The sequence below is a fragment of the Vibrio sp. 99-70-13A1 genome (genome assembly GCF_013114625.1).
GTDB lineage: Bacteria > Pseudomonadota > Gammaproteobacteria > Enterobacterales > Vibrionaceae > Vibrio.
Map to the genome: position 1 here is coordinate 16,747 of NZ_VTXD01000029.1, position 18,566 is coordinate 35,312.

Genomic DNA, 18,566 nt, shown 5'->3' on the forward strand with positions numbered 1-18,566 from the left:
CAATCGGGTAACGCTAAACTAGGTAAAAAATGATACAAATCAAACAGATACAGCGTGCCACAAGCATCAAAACAGTGCATCGCCTGACTCTTTTTGGTGCTCTACCTTTTTAAGCATTGGGTACATGAGTACATGAGTACATGAGTAAAATTAACGAAAGACTTTATGGACAGCTCTAAGCAGTTGTAGGTGAATGGGGATCTCCACTGATTCCCTATCTACTCACTCACACAATAATAAACACCTTTTGTGGTAAAGAGGTAGATCGCACAATGCAACAAACGCCAGCAACCTTCATTGCTAGCGTTTAATCTTAACTAAGCCAAATTGCTATTGTTGAAGCGTTCTCAACACCACCACTTCATTCTGATCTAAGTTAAATGTACCACTACCATCCGATACAACGACTTGATCACCGCCTAAGACATTATCGTAAGTTCCGTTTGCTAAACCTAAGTTAATGGCATTCACCGAAGTGCTGTTACCTAAATTCATTGCCACGACGACCACATCATCCCCAGCATTGCGCTCATAGACTAAAACATCATTGCTTACCCAACGTTCAATGTAAGAGCCTTGCTGAATTGCATAACTTTCTTTACGCAATTTACTCAGTTTCTTAATCATTTGATAAGCCGGCGTATTAGTATCAAAACTTGGCATCATTTCACGGTTATATGGGTCATTGCCCACCTGCCCAAATCCATTGGTCGTAAAGTTCGCTGCATAGTGTTCAGTACCATAGTAGATACAAGGGACACCGCGAGAAGTCATAATAAGAGCTAAACCTAACTCAACACGATCTTGAGCGAAAGGAGCACTCTGGCGACCGCCCCATTTATCTTTGCCGGGTCCAAAGTTGGTAGCGTCTGAACGAAGCACCGTAGATAAACGTGGAGCATCATGGTTATCTAAGAATACAACCTGCCAATCACTCGATGTAAACTTAGTATCGCGAATTTTCATGTACTCATTAATCGCGTACATACCGGTACCATTGGCACGCAACAGCGCATCTTCTATCGTATTACGTAGACCAAAATCCAATAGTGCAGAACCAGATGTATTAGCAAAATCAATCGACTTAGCATTAATACCTGTAGCGGTGGCACCTGCATCCATCCATTCTCCGAAGAAATAGAACCCAGGCTTACCCTTCGCTTTTGCGTAATTGTTCAAATCGCCAGTCCAGCGTTGAATAAAAGATTTATCCATATGCTTGATCGCATCAATACGAATGCCATCTACACCGAGGTCAATCCAGAACTTTGCTCCTTCAACTAAGTATTGATAGGTTTTCTCCTTACTTTGGTCAAAGTCAGATAGATTAAATAAGTTGTGGTTTCGAACTTGATAGTAATCATCCCAATTCGTCACTCCACCATTATGGTGATACCAGCTTTCAGTATCGCCATCGAAGTTAGTTTGGTACACACCATTCTTATATAACGCACCATATTCATTTTCATCATTGGGGTTAGAATGGTTTGGTGCATAATCCAGCACCAACTTCATGTCATACTCATCCATTTTCTGGCTAAGAGTGCGAAAATCGTCAATCGTGCCTAAGTGCTCATCCACCTGGAAGAAATCACGTCCCCAGTAGCCATGATAACCAGCGGAACCATCTTTGTTTAATTGGTCGACATTATTAACAGGCGGAGTAATCCAAATAGAAGTAATACCCATGTCTTTTAGGTAATCTAACTTACCTAACAAACCTTTGATATCACCACCAAAATACTTCTTATAATCAGATCGGTCTGCAGAGTAAGTCTGAGCATTATTACCGGTATTATTTGCAGTATCGCCATCAGAAAAACGATCTAAAAAGACGAAGTACATCGTCTCATCACGCATATCAAAAGCGAGTTTTTCATGGACTACAACACTGTTGGTATCAGCGTAGAAGTTAATCTCATACGTTTTATTAGGATCAACAACGAAGTTAGCTAGTGGGTAATTTTCTGACCAATCACCAAAACGGTCGATCTTGAAACTTGGAGGGTTACTGCCATCCCCTGTATTAAATTTTTTAACTATTTGCCAATGGTTAGGTTTCACTTTAACCATGCTTTCTGTTTGCCAATTATTTGCAGTTCCACGAAAATAAGCTTGATTCCAATCTGCAGCAGCAGGCAAGGAAGCAAGCAATACTGAAAAGAGTACTAACTTGTTCTTCATCATCTTGTCCTATTTTACGTTGATAAGTGGTTATTAGGGGTGCAGCAAACCCTCCAAATAAAGTCTTGGATGGTTATATCGATATTAAATAGTCTTGATTTACTTTTTACTTTTTACTTTTTACTTTTTACTAAAAATAACCCCTATATATATTTAGGGGATATTTAAAGAGCGAGAGTTGTGGTTAATAATTTACAAGGTTATATTTTCTTCTGTTTCCGCATCAAATATATGACAGAACCCTGAATCAAAATTAAACCTCACATTACTGCCAATATCCGAGGTGGTAATAGTTTGATTATTAACACGAGCAACAATTTCATTATTACCAATTCTAAAGTACAAATACTTTTCATTACCTAAGTTTTCGACGACGGTTAATTCACCAAGGTGAACATTCACCGTTTCATCATCGTTAGCTAAATCAATATGCTCAGGTCGAATACCTAAACACACTGGCTTATCTATATAGTTAAGCAACTTCTCTTGCTTATCTTTAGGGATAATAATTTGGGCACCAGGTGCAAGTTCTACGTAAATATCGTCACCAAGTTTGCGTAAGGTTGTGCTCACTAAATTCATCGCTGGTGAACCAATAAAGCCCGCTACAAATTTATTTTTTGGGTAATTATAAAGATTGGAAGGGGTATCTACTTGCATGATGTTGCCTTGGTTTAACACACAAATTCTATCCCCTAGCGTTAGCGCTTCTGTCTGATCATGTGTCACATAGATCATTGTTGCCGGGTTGCCCTCTTCTTTCAAAGACTGATGCAATTGAGCAATTTTAACTCGCATTGAAACACGCAATTTGGCGTCAAGGTTAGACAGTGGTTCATCAAACAAGAATACATCCGGTTTACGTACAATCGCTCGTCCCACGGCTACACGCTGGCGTTGTCCACCCGACATTTCTTTCGGTTTACGATAAAGCAAATCTGTAATTTCTAATTTTTCAGCCGCTTCTTCAACACGTTGTTTGATCTCTTCTTTCGGCTTTTTCTGCATCTTTAGACCAAAAGCCATGTTGTCAAAAACCGTTTTATGCGGGTAAAGCGCATAGTTTTGGAACACCATTGCAATGCCACGATCTTTAGGAGGTAAATCATTAACGACTTGATCACCAATACGAATATCACCACCTGAAATACTTTCAAGACCCGCTATCATGCGTAGTGTGGTGGACTTAGCACAACCAGATGGACCCACGAATACCATGAACTCACCTTCATGAATATCTAAGTTAATTCCATGTACAGCTTTAAAGCCATTGTCGTATTCTTTTTCTACTTTGCGTAGGCTAACTGTTGCCATTTGATACTCCGCATACGGGTTATATACTCAAGTGTAAAAATAAGGCTCACTTGGTATCGCTTATTCAAAAAATTAAAACTGTCTATTTAGCGAATAGTTCTACTTAGCGAGTGATTCTAAAGAGTAAAAACACTCGCTAAATAGGCAAAAGAAGAGAGTACTTAGTCACTTATAGGTGAACCTAAAGACTTTGAAGATCGATTAGTACTCTCAACGGAAATAATGCTATTTACACGCCTTTATAAGAGCTCGTACTGGTTTCTTATCCTTATTGATCTCAATACTCCACAAGTATTTTCCATCTTCAGGGATGTTTACTGTTGTATTTTTTGCAAAACCACCACGTTTCAGTTCTTTTTCATAGCCTACAAGCATCTCTTTGCCTGCAGCAGTAAATTGAGGATTCCAACTCATGGTTGCAAACTGTAAGCTTACATTTCCTGCTTTTTCTTCACTCACTACTTGGTAGATACCATTACCTTTATGAGACATCTGGCGGTTATCCATGTGCATCCACTGGCCGTCAGGGAAAGTACCAATCACAAACAGTGAAGGGCGAATAGGACCACGGTCTTCAACACTCGCTAAATTACAGTCAGCAAAAGGACCAGTAGCAAGGTTTTGAGCAACTGCTGGAGCATCTGAAGTGCTTGCACACCCCATTAATGCAGAAGACAAAAGAGCAGTAAGCAGCAGAGTACGTTTCATTATAAATTCCTTATTATTCTAATCATTAAATAGTCAGATTCATCTTCGTGTCATGATCGAAAATATGACTAAAGTAAGTATCAAAGTTCACGTTAAAATATTTACCAATATCATCGGTATTCAAAACTTTATTTCTAACCTTTGAAACAAACAGTTTATGTTCAATATTAAAAATAAGGTTATAGCCATTATTCTGTTTTTGTAACTCAGTAAACTGACCTTCTACGGTATTCAATTTATCATTATCATCGGCTAGATAAATGAAATCAGGTCGGATACCAAACTTAACTTTTTCGTTAATATAGTTGGATAAGCATTCTTGGTGATGAAGCGGGATATTTAATGTGGAGTTATCTCCTAGCTCTAAATACACACCTTCAAAACCATCTCTTATATAAGCATCAACAATATTAATTGATTCGTTCATAAAATTATTACTTAATAATATTCATAAATTAAAAACTCTCGCGATAAACCCCTTATTCTTAGGAGATTCATTACTATTCGATTTCTTACTTTCATTTGTTAATTTATTAAGTGTGGCTAAATTTTTATAATACGAACGTGCGTCTTTTGCTGGATAGCCAAACAAATCACTATTTTCTGGGAAAGAGTGGCTCACACCTGATTTCGCTTTAACAACCGAGTTCTTGCCTATCGTGAGGTGTCCAGCAGTGCCAGCTTGACCATGTACAATTACATTATCTTCAAGAATGGTGTGCCCTGCGAAGCCAGTTTGAGAGACTAATAAACAATGCTGCCCAATTTTACAGTCATGGCCTATTTGCACTAGGTTATCAATTTTGGTGCCTCGCCCAATCACGGTATTACCCAAGGTGCCACGGTCAATTGTGTTGTTACATCCAATTTCAACATCGTCTTGAATAATCACCCGACCAACACTTTCTACGCGTTCATAGCGTGTTAGCTTGCCAGTCATATATTCAAAACTGTAATTACCTATCGAGTTATTGGAATCGATAGTCACGTTATTACCGATCGCGGTCCCTTCTTTGATAACCGTATTGGCATGAATGGCGACATTATTACCTATCGTCACGCCGTTCATGATTTTCACACCGGGCATAAAGTGGCAGTTCTCACCTATTTGACAATGCTTTCCAATATAGACATCTGGAGCATCAGAAGTATTGCCTTGATCAAACAATTGATACTTATGTACTTTATAAAAGCGCATCAGTTGATTGAGCTTATCGGCATCAAGCTCATCAATAACAATTTTCGTTTGAGCTTGGGTTTCAAGCACGACTTTTGGTCCAACAATGACATCCGCTAAAGTTTCAGAAAGCCCCTTAAGATCTGACTTAGCAAATACTATCGCTAACCCTCCTTTCTCATCGCTTGATACTGGGCGAATCGTTGATATCTCTATCGACTCATCACCTACCACTTTACCACCAAGGATTTGAGCAATTTCTGAAACTTTGAGCATAATGTCCGACCTACTATTTATTAAAAGCGGTATAAAGCTTGTAAGAAGAGGGTATTTTGTTCAACCACTTTTTCATCACCTGCATATTGAGCAGCATTCGATGTTTCAGTGTCTTTCGCCCATTCATATTCAGCTTTCATTAACCAATCATCACCTACAGCTTGCTCATAGCCTACTGTCGCTTTACGAATATCTTTGAAGTAGTCGTCGTTACTGCCAATGCCATTCGTTTCGTTTTCACCGATACGCGCTCTCACATACATAGTACCTGCATCATCAAAGCTGTATTGAACGATTGGCTCAGCGTATTTTTCAGTAAAGTCACTGACTTTATTGCCGTTTGCGTCGTTTTCTTTAATTTGGTAGAAAAACTCAACACCCATTTCCCAATTACCAAAACGCTTATATGGCTTGAAGAGTAAACTATATCCCTCTTCTTTTATCGTGCCCCACGCACTCTTATCTTCATCATTCAATAAATATTCAAGGTTTGAATAGAAACCAGCGCCATACTCATTATCCCAATAGGTTAGATAGGGTCTAAAGCTGTGTTCCGTTGTGGTATGGCGCAATCCACTAACACCTGCCGTGGTATATATCTGGCTTCTTGTATATTCGATGTCATAGACCGCACCAGTCGCCCAGCCACTGCCTATGTTAAAACCTTTGTTCAATGACAAAAGATGCTTGTAGCCATCTTCTGTTTCAGAATAATGACTTCCGTCCTGCTTGATTAACTCTTTCTTACGGTCTTCCAATTTAAACGCATACAGAGCCGACATGTTCCACTTTGCATTTTTGTAGAACAAACTGACTACTTCGTGAGTCCTAGTTTTCTCAGTAGATTCAGTCCCCCCCCACTGCGCCCAGTCGGTAGTCGTTTTGTATTCATACTCAACGGATGATCCAACGTGACCGCCAAACTGCATAGCTTCATCAAAAAAAGTATCTTCAGGTGCAAAGCCTCGGTCGCTTGCTAGTGCAGTGGTGCTAATGAGTAGGGTGTTAGCTATCACTACAGACAATATTGTTCGTTTCACAGTATTTCCTTATTAATCCGGCAATGGAGTTATTTTTAATAATTCTGGCCACGAATTTTAGTAGTTCACGTTGAACGCCTAATTATTGTTCTGCATTTATTTTTATTTTTCTTCCTATAGAAATGATATATGAGACATTGGTCACCTTTACCTATGGAAATAATTGACCACCATCACGAATAGTAGGGTTTTCACCAACCTAAGCGTCAAATTGAGCCTAGTTCTTGCTGCCGTTCCTTAACTAACCAGGTTTCATACATAACAAGCTACAATACTATTAAACCTGTAAATATAGTGACACAAATCACAAACACACTTCTATTCCACTCAATTCGTATTGACATATTTTGGTCGAGACATAACCTAGTAGTATCTTATGAACTACTACTTTGATTGTGCGGTGTGGATATGAAAAAAAATCTATTTACGACAACGTTAATGGCTGCAGCTTTAGTATCAGGATTCGCTTGTGCTGAAGAAATTGTGCCAGAAAGCGGTGCAGAGCTATTAATTTGGACAGATAAATCAACTGTCGATTACATGGAATATGCAGCTGAATCTTTCAACAAAGATTTCGCCCAAGATATTAAGTTCTCATTTAGAGGGCTTGCACCCATCGACTCGGCATCTCGACTGATTCAGGATGGTGGCTCAGCGCGTGTTGCTGACGTTGCCGAGATTGAACATGACCTACTGGGGCGCTTAGTTGTTGCCGGTGGCGCAATGGAAAATCTAGTCTCTGCAGACCGAATCAATAGTACATTCATGCAAAATGCTATCAGTGCGTCACAAGCAGAAGGCGGCAGTTATGGCTTTCCTGTCAGCTTCGCAACAACGGCTCTTTTCTATAACAAAGATCTACTGCCTGAAGCGCCTGAAAACTTTGAGGAACTCATTGAGTTTTCAAAATCCTTCAACAGTAAAAAAGAGCATAAGTACGCCTTACTTTGGGATATCCAAAATTACTACGAGTCACGTATGTTCGTCACACTCTATGGCGCTTATGAGTTTGGTAATAACGGGACGGATGCAAAAGATATTGGCATTGACTCTGAAAAGGCTCAACAAGGTTTAGAGGCAATGAAGAAACTGCGCGTTGCTAATGACTCTAACCCTATTGATATGCGTAACCCGCAAGTTCGCCGTGGTTTATTTAGCGAAGGTAAAGTCGCCGCGATTATCGATGGTCCGTGGGCGATTCAAGGTTATAAAAACTCAGGCATCAACTTTGGGGTTGTGCCTATGCCTAAATTAGAAGGTCAGCAACCTCGTACTTTCTCAACAGTTAGGCTTGCAGTTGTCTCTTCCTATACTGAATATCCAAGAGCAGCTCAATTATTTGCTGACTACCTCACGACCGACAAAATGCTCAAGAAACGTTACGAAATGGCACAAGCTATCCCGCCAGTTCAAACCGTTATGGAAGAGATTATCGTCGATGCTGACGAAGCAACTTACGCCATTATCACTCAAAGTTTCTATTCAGACGCTATGCCTTCAGTACCTGAGATGGGGTTCATTTGGTCGCCAATGGCAAGTGCAATTACGGCATTTTGGGTAAATGATAAGTCACCAAAAGACGTATTAGACCGAGCTCGCTCAATTATCGAAGAACAGATCGAACTCCAAGAGTAAAGAGGATCTATGTTGTTATCAGAGACTAAGCCGGCACCACGAGTGCCTGCTGCTCTCCTCATAATGGGGAGCACACAACTCTTAAAAGGTCACTGGGTAAAAGGTGGCGTATTCTTAGCAATGCAGCTAATTACGTTACTGGTTTTCCCTGAGCTACTCTCTTCGCTGAAAGGGTTAGTCACTTTAGGCGACGTAGCTCAAGTGCGTAAAGGCTTTACGATCACCCAAGGCGACAACTCAGTATTTATGCTGGTAGAAGGTGTGATCGCCCTACTCTATAGCTTCTTATTCATTTGCTTATATTTAGCCAACGTTAAAGATGCAAAAGAAACCCAAAGAACCAACCTGACTTTACGTGAACAGATCAAAGATATTTACGACCAAAAATTCGCATTTATCATGCTGTCCCCTGCTTTTGTAGCCAGTATTGCTTTCATCATCATGCCGATCATCATTACTGTGATGGTGTCATTTACTAACTATTCTGCTCCTCACCATATCCCACCAAGGAATTTGGTTGATTGGGTCGGTTTTAAGAATTTCTTTGCCTTATTTGAGCTTAAAATTTGGTCAAGTACCTTCTTTGGCGTGGCATCCTGGACAGTAATGTGGGCATTTTTTGCCACTATCTGTACTTGCGGTTTTGGATTTTTGTTGGCGCTTGCATTGCAAAACAAAAACATCAAAGCAAAGAAAGCGTGGCGTTTTGTTTTCATTCTTCCTTATGCCATTCCAGCCTTTGTGACCTTGTTGATGTTCCGCCTACTTTTGAATGGTATTGGCCCGGTTAACGCGGTATTGAATTCTTGGGGACTAGATTCTGTTGCTTTCTTATCTGATCCATTTACCGCAAAAATCACGGTTATTGCAGTCAGTGTTTGGGTCGGTGCACCTTACTTTATGCTTCTTATCGCGGGTGCATTAACGAATATTCCCGAGGACCTTTACGAAGCCAGTGAAGTGGATGGAGCCAATAAACTCCAGCAGTTCTGGGAAATAACTTTGCCTATGGTATTACACCAAGTTGCGCCATCTCTAGTGATGACCTTTGCCCATAACTTCAATAATTTCGGTGCAATTTTCCTATTAACCGAAGGTGGTCCAATAAACCCTGAATATCGATTTGCTGGTCACACCGACATCTTGATCACTTGGATCTACAAACTGACATTAGATTTCCAGCAGTACCAAATTGCTTCTGTTATCTCAATTGTCATCTTCTTATTCTTGTCTGGTATTGCTATTTGGCAGTTCCGCCGCATGAATTCCTTTAAAGACGATGTAGGTATGTAACATGGATAAGTTTATTGGAAAAATCGGTACAGCTATCGTTTACCTCTTCTTAATAACCAATGCGTTGTTAGTACTTGGACCGGTAATTTGGACTGTTATGGCGTCATTTAAAGCGGGTAATAACTTATTTAGCTCATCGTTTACAGGGATGGAGTTTACTCTTGACCACTACCGAGCACTTTTTACCGACACGCCATATTTTGAGTGGTACAAAAATACGTTCTTCCTAGCTACCGCCAATATGATTATTTCACTGATCGTGGTAACCATTTCGGCATTTGTATTCTCTCGTTATCGCTTCAATGGAAAACGGAACGTGATGATGAGTATTTTGGTGTTACAGATGTTCCCTGCGTTTCTATCAATGACCGCTATTTACATTTTATTGTCCAAAATGGGCTTAATTGATACTTACGCTGGCTTACTGTTTGTTTACGTCACAGGTTCTCTTCCCTTCATGATTTGGCTTGTGAAAGGTTACTTCGACGCTATCCCAACATCATTAGATGAAGCGGCCAAAATTGATGGCGCAGGTCATATGACGATTTTCTTAGAAATCATTTTACCACTAGCCAAACCTATCCTTGTCTTTGTCGGCTTAGTTTCATTTACAGGACCATGGATGGATTTCATTTTGCCAACGCTAATCTTGCGTAGTGAAGAAAAAATGACTCTCGCAATTGGTATCTTCAGTTGGATTTCATCGAACTCCGCTGAGAATTTCACCTTATTTGCCGCAGGTTCTTTGTTGGTAGCCGTCCCCATCACGTTGCTATTCGTTGCAACACAAAAACACATCACCACTGGTCTCGTCAGCGGTGCAGTAAAAGAATAACGCTAGGAATACAGCATGATTACAAGAAGTTCACTTACACACTCGGCAAAGAGTGCGGACAGTTACGCCTATGATAATGAAACACTGCACCTGCGATTACGTAGTGCAAAAGGTGAAATTGAACGTGTATCCCTGTGGATAGGCGACCCTTACCATTGGGCTGAAGGCGGTCTTGATGGTGGTAATTTAGGAGGAAGCGATGCCCACGGTTGGGTAGGTGGTAACGAAGTAGCAATGATTCACGAAGGTGAAACTGAGCACCACGACCATTGGTTTGCAGAGTTTAAGCCGCCAAAACGCCGTAGCCGTTACGGGTTTATTTTATACGGTAAAGATGGAGAAAAGATCCTCTTCGGTGAAAAACGATGCGCTGATTTATCTGAGCCTAAAAAAGCAGAAGCAGAACTCAGCAACTTGAGTAACTTTTATTGTTTCCCATACATCAACCCACGCGATGTATTGAAAACACCGAGCTGGGTAAAAGACACCATCTGGTACCAGATTTTTCCTGAACGATTTGCAAATGGTCGACCTGACCTATCGCCTATCAATGTCCAACCTTGGGGAACCGAGCCTAAATCGGATAACTTTATGGGTGGAGATTTGTGGGGCGTAATTGAAAAGCTCGATTACTTACAAGATCTTGGCGTTAATGGCTTATATCTTTGCCCTATATTTACTGCCAATGCCAACCACAAATATGACACGGTTGATTACTATAACGTCGACCCACATTTTGGCGGAAATGAAGCGTTCAGAGCACTGGTAAAAGAAGCCCACCAGCGCGGCATGAAAATCATGTTAGATGCCGTATTTAACCATATTGGTACTCAATCTCCTTTATGGCTGGACGTCGTTGAAAAAGGAGAGAAATCCAAATACGCCGACTGGTTCTGGATTAATAAATTCCCAGTTTATCCTGATACGCCTAAAGAGGAATGGGACTTCTGGAACCTCAATTACGAAACCTTCGGTAACGTCGTTGAAATGCCAAAGTTAAATACTGAAAACGAAGAATGCCGTGCATATCTCCTAGATGTAGCCCGTCACTGGGTAGAAGAGTTCAATATCGATGGCTGGCGTTTAGACGTCGCCAATGAAGTTGACCACGCTTTCTGGCGAGACTTTCGAAAAGTCGTCAAAGGAGTCAACCCAGATTGCTACATTCTTGGTGAAATCTGGCACGAAGGCATGCCTTGGCTGCGCGGTGACCAATACGATTCATTGATGAACTATCCTTTGACCCAAGCCATCACCGACTATTTTGCTCTTTCAGCGTTTGATAAGCACAGCTTCATTAATGCCGTAAATACCTCCTATATGGCATACCCAAGAAACGTTAATGAAGCGATGTTTAACTTGCTTGATAGCCATGACACTACGCGCATCCTTTCTCTATGCCAAGGTGATACACGCAAAGCAAAACTCGCGTATTTATTCATGTTTACTCAAGTCGGCGCACCTTGTATTTATTACGGTGGTGAAATTGGTATGGATGGTGGCCGTAGTATGGGCAGTGAGGATAATCGTAAATGCATGGAGTGGAATGTGGATAATCACGACCTAGACTTTAAGGCGTTCATCAAAGAAATGATCGCTTTACGTAAGGCTAATCCCGATTTAAACCAACCTAACCTAGACTGGGTATCTGTAAACGATGCTGACTGTATTGCTTATCGCCGAGCTGACCACTTATTTGTTCTCAATAATAGCGAACACGACAAGCAAATTGAGCTAGATGGACGTTTAATCTCAGTCAAAGCATTTGGCTATCTTATCGAGAAAGTTCAATAACTTGATGAACACTGCCATTGTTATGGGAATCTCTATTGATTCCCTACTTACTCACTCAATAATAAGCACTTCTTTTGGTAAAGAGGTGTATCGAACCGTGCAGAAAACGCCAGAAGATAAACAAAGCCTATTTAAATATCTCGCAGAACTGATCACTCAAGTTAGCTGGCGATATGGGCAAGTCACGGCAATAGGTATCAGTGCTTCTGAATACTACTCTTTAGATTTTCTATCTACCGAGCGGGACGCTTCTCAAGCCGACCATTTACCCCTGGCACAATTGGCTATTGATTTAACAAACCGTTTTAACTGTGATTGCATACTCATCAACCACGCGCAAAGTGCTGCTATGACGGAGTTCCAACGCTCCAAGAGCCTTACGAATTCAACAGTATTAAGTGCCACCATTGGTGATAGCTGCGGGATCAGTTTCTACAATAAAATGAAGAATGTGCATCACTCACTATGTGCTAATTGGACTCATTCAACACTGCCCAACTTTCAGTGGCTCGTTGATGGCTTAACACCAATCTGTCGCTGCGGAAATGAAACATGCATCGAACAGTTTGTATCCGAGCAAGGCATTGAACGTCAATATCACCAAGTCGTATTACGTGATCGAACTCTTTCACAAATTTTTGATGGTGTTAATGAAATAGACACACACTCAACCCGAATCTATCGAACTTTTGTTGACCAACTGGCTCGTAGTTTAATTAAGCCCATCCAGTATTTACGCCCTAGTCAGTTAATTTTATCTGGATCCGCAAGCGCCTACCCTTCTTTACGTAACGATTTGAAAGTCGCGCTCTATCGCAACAACGCCGCGAGTGACTTACCCGTAATCACTCAGCTACCGCAAGATAAATTCCTTTTTGCATACGGCGCTTCTCTCATCGCAATAAAAAATAACAACAATCATTTACGCTCATAGTTGCAGGAATGGTAACCTTAGCAGGAAGAAAACATTGAATAGTTTCAGAGGACAACCCGTGTCAGAGCTAGTGACCAAATTGATGGATTTTGGATTTACCAAAACCGATGCACTTGTTTACATTAATTTGCTGAAAAATGGCCGCTCCAGCGGATATAAAATAGCGAAAGAGATCTCTATCTCGCGATCTTCTGTCTACTCATCGATAGATAATCTCTACACCAATGGCTATATCTTTATGTCCGATGGGGACACAAAAGAGTATGAAGCCAAATCACCTGATTTAATTTTCAGCCAAATTGAAAAGAAGACTGTAGAGAACATTAATATCCTCAAAACAGAACTTTCAAAGATGATGCTGCAAGAGGAAAAAGAATTCGTCTATAACCTCACAGGCTCTGAGAATTTGCTGCAAAAAGCCAAAGAAATTATTAACCAGGCTAACCTTGAGGTTTACCTCAACACTGATTTTAATTTAGAGCTATTTTCAAAAGAATTATGCGATGCAGTAGAGCGTGGTGTAAGAGTTATCGGTTTCTCATTCAATAAAATGGCGAAACCGCACGAAAAGATAGAATTATACTCACGATCTGAAACGGAAGAGACAGAATACCCTTCTCATCGCTTTATGTGTGTGGCAGATATGAAGCTAGCCTTGATGTTTTCTCATCGTGAAGAAACCGTGGGGTTGTATGCGAATAATCGGCTGATCGTTAAGATGATTGCTGAGCATATTCATAGTGATATCTATCTAACTGAATACGAACGTTTAGAGCCTGAAAAACGCGTGCGTGTGAACACTATTCATGAACAGCACAATTCCATGGTGCTAGACGAACTTAAGAAACATTAATGGTCACATTTTAATAATCCGCTGAAAAATCAGCGGATTTTCTTTTTTTCCAGCTATGGTTTTACTAACAATTTTTTCTTTGCTGGAAAAATCATTTATGAACACTGATCTCTGGTGTTTAGATAATTAACCAGATGAGAAAGGGTGACGGCGAAGTGAAGACTGGCTGAACAATAAACTTATAAAATATCGAAAACACCCCCCAACAGATTAAGATACATTTAGGCTCACTGCCGCCTCTAACAGCTGCAAATGAATAGGTACTAAGTCTTCATGTTGCGTTCGGTACCCACCACCAACTACGCATCCAATCGGAATCCCTTTCTCTTTTGCTAATGCCAACATGAATAAATCACGCTTATAAATACCTTCTGTCGTAATATTTAAGTAGCCAAGTTCATCTTCAATGTGAATATCGACCCCCGCATCATAAATAATCAGATCCGGTTGATGGTGTGCAATCGCCATTTTTGTCACTTGTTCAAAGCAGTTTAGGAACTCTTCGTCACCCGTATCTCTAGCTAAAGGAACATCAAAATCAGAACTTGGCTTTCTGGCAGGGAAATTCTTATCACAATGAAATGACAGTGAAATCACGTCAGAATCATTAGCACATAATGTCGCGGTGCCATCCCCATGATGAACATCACTATCAATAATCAGCACTTTATCTATACCATCAAATTCTAGAGCGTGTTTCGCAGCCAGAACCAGATCGTTCACTAAACAGAAACCACTACCAAAATCATAGTGTGCGTGGTGATACCCTCCGCTCAAGTGGATAGCCAGTCCATGTTCAATCGCCAGTTCCACCGTTAAACACGTCCCCCCTCCCGACAGTAATGTGCGCTCAATTAACTGCTCACTCCAAGGGAAACCAATCCGCCTCATTTTAGCCGCAGGCATAGAGCCTTGAACTAATAGGTCAATGTAATCAGGGCAATGAACTTGTTTAACCTGTTTAACATTAAGTTTCTCTGGTACCACAAAATTGAATACACCCGACCACGACGGCAGTGTCTCGATTTGCTGTATCGCTGCTTCATAGAGCAACCTGTACTTATCTATTGGATATCTGTGCCCGTCAGGCAATGGAAGTTGAGAGTAGAACGGATGATAAATAAGAGGGATCATACAAGGTACCAAATCTGAGATACTAAAATGGTATCAGGATAAAGCTTGGATTCAACTTAATTAAATGATAATAATTATCAATCAATATAATTATTTGGCTTTTTATGAATCTTAACTACTCATTCTTCTTAGGTGTATTTGCAGGTACCTTCGCGGCACTCGGTGCTTTTATCAGCTTTATGATGTTAAGTTGGTGGGCTGTCGATTTTCTGATATCGGTGAACAATGTAGCTTAAAAGTTGGGCATGAGACTTCAGTGTATAAAAATTAAGTGTATTAGCCTGATCTTGAACCGACTTGATAAACTTCGCTACACTTAACATATGCCGACTACTCGCAAGCCACTATCTTCGTTATTTATCTCCCTGATCTTCGTCTTGGTATCAGGGTGTAAACAAGCATCTCCTGGCGATGTTTTTAACGACTATCACGAACGTATCGCTCGAGTTCAAGATGCAAGTCAGCTAACTCGTGAATTCGAAGCTTCACCCTTGCCACGTAAGCGTGAACTTTTCATTAGCCCTCCTGAAATATCGATCAGCCTATTAGACAGTTACCAACTGCGCCAGTGTGGTCTATTTAATCTCATAGCAGAAAGAAACTCGGTACTTGGAAAAGTCGCCGATGAGTTTCGTAACTTTGACTACCAAGTGGCTTTAATTGAGGGTTTAGAATCGTGCTTAGCAACCAACAACGTCACCAAGTTAGATGATAGCGTCGTTCAGCAACTCGTTGAGATTAAGAAAAAGAAAGATGCTCAACTTAAAATACATAAATGGAACCTGCTGTATACAAGCCAAGCAATGCAAAGTCAGCTTAGATTTAAAGGCTGGATAAATGAAGATGTTGATGTTCGGGTAGGGCAAGTCAGCGATGCACTTACTTTTCTCAATAGCGCTATACTCACACCATCAACCCAAACCAAAACTGTAGACGTACAAGAGGTTTTGGAAAGAAACCCTATTATTGGGGATTTGAATTACTCTTTAGCCAATGCCGCATTTCAGCTGGCTTTAATCACGACCCAACTAGAACAAAATGACCATAAGATCACTTGTGGAAAACAGCGTGACCAAACCCAATTTCGCTATCTAAATAACGTATTTGAACAGCAATACATAGAAAAAGTGCAACCCTATATGGCTCACCTTGATGGCTATTATCAAACACTTTCTCCAAGCCTAACCCTTTTCTCTCAGACGCTTTCAAGCCACCAATATCAATTTCCAATCCAAGACAGCCACCAGAGGTTTAGGCTAGCCATATTAGATCACGTAAAATATTGGCAGCAGATTTTTCAACGTTGCGGTAGAAAGCTAGGCTAGCCTTTGGTCGATTTTCTTGCGGTTGTTTTTTTACGTGTTCCACCTTTTCTACGCTTGAAGGCAGGTCTTTCCACTTTAGGCAAATGACGTAATGATTCCGGCACATCACCCGTTTTGACTAGCGCCATCAAACCATCAACTTTTCCTTCAAGCGCCTGCATAAATGGCTGGTACGCTTGATTTCGTTCAGCCATGCCTTGCAGTTGATGCTCCCAGTGAGCGGTCATATCTGGGTATGTTGAATCAGTCGGCAATGCATTAATTAGCCCTCGACCTGCAGGGCTACTATGGATGCTTTTTCCTTGGCGAGTCAGGAGTTGCCTCTTAAATAAAGTATCCAAAATCCCTGCTCGTGTTGCTTCCGTGCCTAAGCCATCGGTCTCTTTTAGTATTGCTTTAAGATCTTTATCCGCAACAAATCTAGCAATACCAGTCATTGCTTGTAATATAGTGGCTTCAGTAAAATGCTTCGGTGGTTCGGTTTTTTTATCGCTGATTAACCCTTCACGGCAAGTTAGCACTGTTCCTTTCGCTAGAGGTGGAACCGTATCGACTCCTTCTTCTTTCTCCGCTGTATCACTTTTACCCATAAGCACTTTCCAGCCAGGGCTCAAAAGCTGACGTCCTTTTGCAGTAAAAACACCACCAGCAATATCAAAGACTAACTTCGCATCAGCAAAAACCGCATGTGGGTAGAATTGCATTAAATACTGCCTAGCAATTTGTTGGTAAATTTTCATTTCATTCGCTGACAAGCCATTAACCGACGATTTTTTAGGCGTAGGGATAATCGCATGGTGGGCATCAACTTTACTGTCATTCCAAGCTTTCGACTTAAGAGATAAATCAGCCCCTTGAGCGCCGCTTGAAAGCTCTTTAGCGTTATTCGCAATAGCATCAACAACAGATTCTCTTTGAGAGTAATGATCTTTAGGGAGGTAACGGCTGTCCGAACGCGGATAAGTAATGAGTTTGTGTTTCTCATATAAAGACTGACAGGTATCTAAGACTTGCTGTGCACTCATACCAAAACGCTTGGCAGCATCAATTTGTAAGGCAGATAAAGAATAAGGTAAAGGAGCGGATTGTTTGGTTTGTTTTTGCTCAGACTCAATAACGGTCGCAGGTTGATTCGTAATGCGATTAGCCACATTTTCAACCAATTTACGATTAAGTACTCGTCCTTCTTCATCTTGCCAAGGTTTGCATGCCTCGCTTGGTTTCCAGCGAGCTCGAATATCAAATGACTGACCACTTTGGCCACCATCCGTTGGTTGGTATGGAATTAGCGCATGCAAAGTGAAGTAGTCTTTCGAAACAAAGTTTTCTATTTCTTCATCTCTGCGAACCACCAAACCTAACACTGGCGTTTGCACTCGCCCTACCGACAACACACCTTGGTAACCCGCTTTTTGACCTAATAAGGTATAGGCGCGCGTCATATTCATTCCGTATAACCAATCAGCACGTGAGCGTGCAAGAGCGGAGATAGAAAGTGGGATGAATTCTCGGTTACTGCGCATTTGATTTAATGCTCGTTTAACCGCAGGCAAGTTTAAGTCGCTGACAAGTAAACGCTGCATCGCTTCTTTTTTGGTTTTAGAAACCTTGCAGTAATCAATGACTTCATCAACAAGCAATTGCCCTTCTCTATCAGGATCGCCTGCATGAACAATTTGAGTGGCTTCTTTGAGTAGCTTTCTGATTACTGTGAGCTGCTTACTGGATGTTTTTCTTGGACGAAGCTGCCATTGTTCAGGAACAATCGGTAAATCGGCTAAGTTCCACTTTTTATAGCGTGCATCATAGCTATCGGGTTCAACTTGCTCTAATAAGTGACCAATACACCATGTAACGATATCGCCATTACCACAACGAATAAAACCTTGGTCTTTCTTTTGTGGGTTAGGTAATGCTGCTGCAATCGCACGCCCTAAACTTGGTTTTTCGGCGATGATAAGACGAGACATAGTTTTCCAATAGCTATAAATAATTAGAGCCACATTATCTAATGTGGCTCTAATAAATCAAGGAAAACTGTTTATTTGTACAGCTAAAAACTTC

15 protein-coding genes are annotated in these 18,566 nt (G+C 40.9%); 7 read left to right on the forward strand and 8 right to left on the reverse strand.

Annotation, left to right across the window (positions count from 1 at the left end):
• Positions 1–330: 330 nt before the first annotated feature.
• From F0226_RS16655 to F0226_RS16680, 6 genes are all read right to left on the reverse strand, one after another.
• Complete coding sequence (locus F0226_RS16655) at positions 331–2,184, reverse strand: alpha-amylase family glycosyl hydrolase (protein WP_171736702.1); 1,854 nt, start codon at positions 2,182–2,184, stop codon at positions 331–333.
• 192 nt (positions 2,185–2,376) lie between these two features.
• A complete protein-coding gene (ugpC, locus tag F0226_RS16660; protein ID WP_171736703.1) occupies positions 2,377–3,498 on the reverse strand; it encodes a sn-glycerol-3-phosphate ABC transporter ATP-binding protein UgpC in 1,122 nt (373 codons plus the stop codon).
• A 225-nt stretch (positions 3,499–3,723) separates the two neighbouring features.
• Positions 3,724–4,206 carry a glycosidase gene (locus tag F0226_RS16665; RefSeq protein WP_171736704.1) on the reverse strand — a complete coding sequence of 161 codons (483 nt, stop codon included), beginning with the start codon at positions 4,204–4,206 and terminating at the stop codon, positions 3,724–3,726.
• A 25-nt stretch (positions 4,207–4,231) separates the two neighbouring features.
• Positions 4,232–4,633, reverse strand: a complete 402-nt coding sequence (locus F0226_RS16670) for a hypothetical protein (protein WP_171736705.1) — start codon at positions 4,631–4,633, stop codon at positions 4,232–4,234.
• Positions 4,634–4,654: 21 nt separating this feature from the next.
• The gene (gene lpxD / locus F0226_RS16675; protein WP_171736706.1) at positions 4,655–5,659 is read right to left on the reverse strand and encodes a UDP-3-O-(3-hydroxymyristoyl)glucosamine N-acyltransferase; all 1,005 of its coding nucleotides are present in this window, start codon (positions 5,657–5,659) and stop codon (positions 4,655–4,657) included.
• Between the two features lie 20 nt (positions 5,660–5,679).
• A complete protein-coding gene (locus tag F0226_RS16680) occupies positions 5,680–6,699 on the reverse strand; it encodes a porin (RefSeq protein ID WP_171736707.1) in 1,020 nt (339 codons plus the stop codon).
• A gap of 408 nt (positions 6,700–7,107) precedes the next feature.
• Here F0226_RS16680 and F0226_RS16685 point away from each other — a divergent pair, with 408 nt between their 5' ends.
• The 6 genes from F0226_RS16685 to F0226_RS16710 are packed head-to-tail and all read left to right on the forward strand — an operon-like array spanning position 7,108 to position 14,043.
• Positions 7,108–8,334: a maltose ABC transporter substrate-binding protein gene (locus tag F0226_RS16685; RefSeq protein ID WP_171736708.1), complete on the forward strand. Its 1,227-nt coding sequence runs from the start codon at positions 7,108–7,110 to the stop codon at positions 8,332–8,334.
• A 9-nt stretch (positions 8,335–8,343) separates the two neighbouring features.
• Positions 8,344–9,627, forward strand: a complete 1,284-nt coding sequence (locus tag F0226_RS16690; RefSeq protein ID WP_004734076.1) for a sugar ABC transporter permease — start codon at positions 8,344–8,346, stop codon at positions 9,625–9,627.
• A 1-nt stretch (position 9,628) separates the two neighbouring features.
• A complete protein-coding gene (locus tag F0226_RS16695) occupies positions 9,629–10,462 on the forward strand; it encodes a sugar ABC transporter permease (RefSeq protein WP_171736709.1) in 834 nt (277 codons plus the stop codon).
• Between the two features lie 15 nt (positions 10,463–10,477).
• Positions 10,478–12,256, forward strand: coding sequence for a glycoside hydrolase family 13 protein (locus F0226_RS16700; RefSeq protein WP_171736710.1), 1,779 nt, complete (start codon positions 10,478–10,480; stop codon positions 12,254–12,256).
• 4 nt (positions 12,257–12,260) lie between these two features.
• Positions 12,261–13,190: an ROK family protein gene (locus F0226_RS16705; protein ID WP_171736711.1), complete on the forward strand. Its 930-nt coding sequence runs from the start codon at positions 12,261–12,263 to the stop codon at positions 13,188–13,190.
• Between the two features lie 58 nt (positions 13,191–13,248).
• Entirely contained in the window at positions 13,249–14,043 is a 795-nt protein-coding gene (locus F0226_RS16710; RefSeq protein WP_171736712.1) for a TrmB family transcriptional regulator, read from the forward strand.
• Positions 14,044–14,253: 210 nt separating this feature from the next.
• Here the strand turns inward: F0226_RS16710 and F0226_RS16715 are convergent, their stop codons facing one another.
• Positions 14,254–15,177, reverse strand: a complete 924-nt coding sequence (locus F0226_RS16715) for a histone deacetylase (protein ID WP_171736713.1) — start codon at positions 15,175–15,177, stop codon at positions 14,254–14,256.
• A 323-nt stretch (positions 15,178–15,500) separates the two neighbouring features.
• Between F0226_RS16715 and F0226_RS16720 the strand changes: the two genes are divergently transcribed.
• Positions 15,501–16,502, forward strand: coding sequence for a DUF3080 domain-containing protein (locus F0226_RS16720; protein WP_171736714.1), 1,002 nt, complete (start codon positions 15,501–15,503; stop codon positions 16,500–16,502).
• On the opposite strand, the gene F0226_RS16725 is transcribed toward F0226_RS16720, so the two are convergent.
• Entirely contained in the window at positions 16,499–18,472 is a 1,974-nt protein-coding gene (locus F0226_RS16725) for a DNA topoisomerase III (RefSeq protein WP_171736715.1), read from the reverse strand. The genes F0226_RS16720 and F0226_RS16725 overlap by 4 nt on opposite strands.
• Positions 18,473–18,566 lie beyond the last annotated feature (94 nt).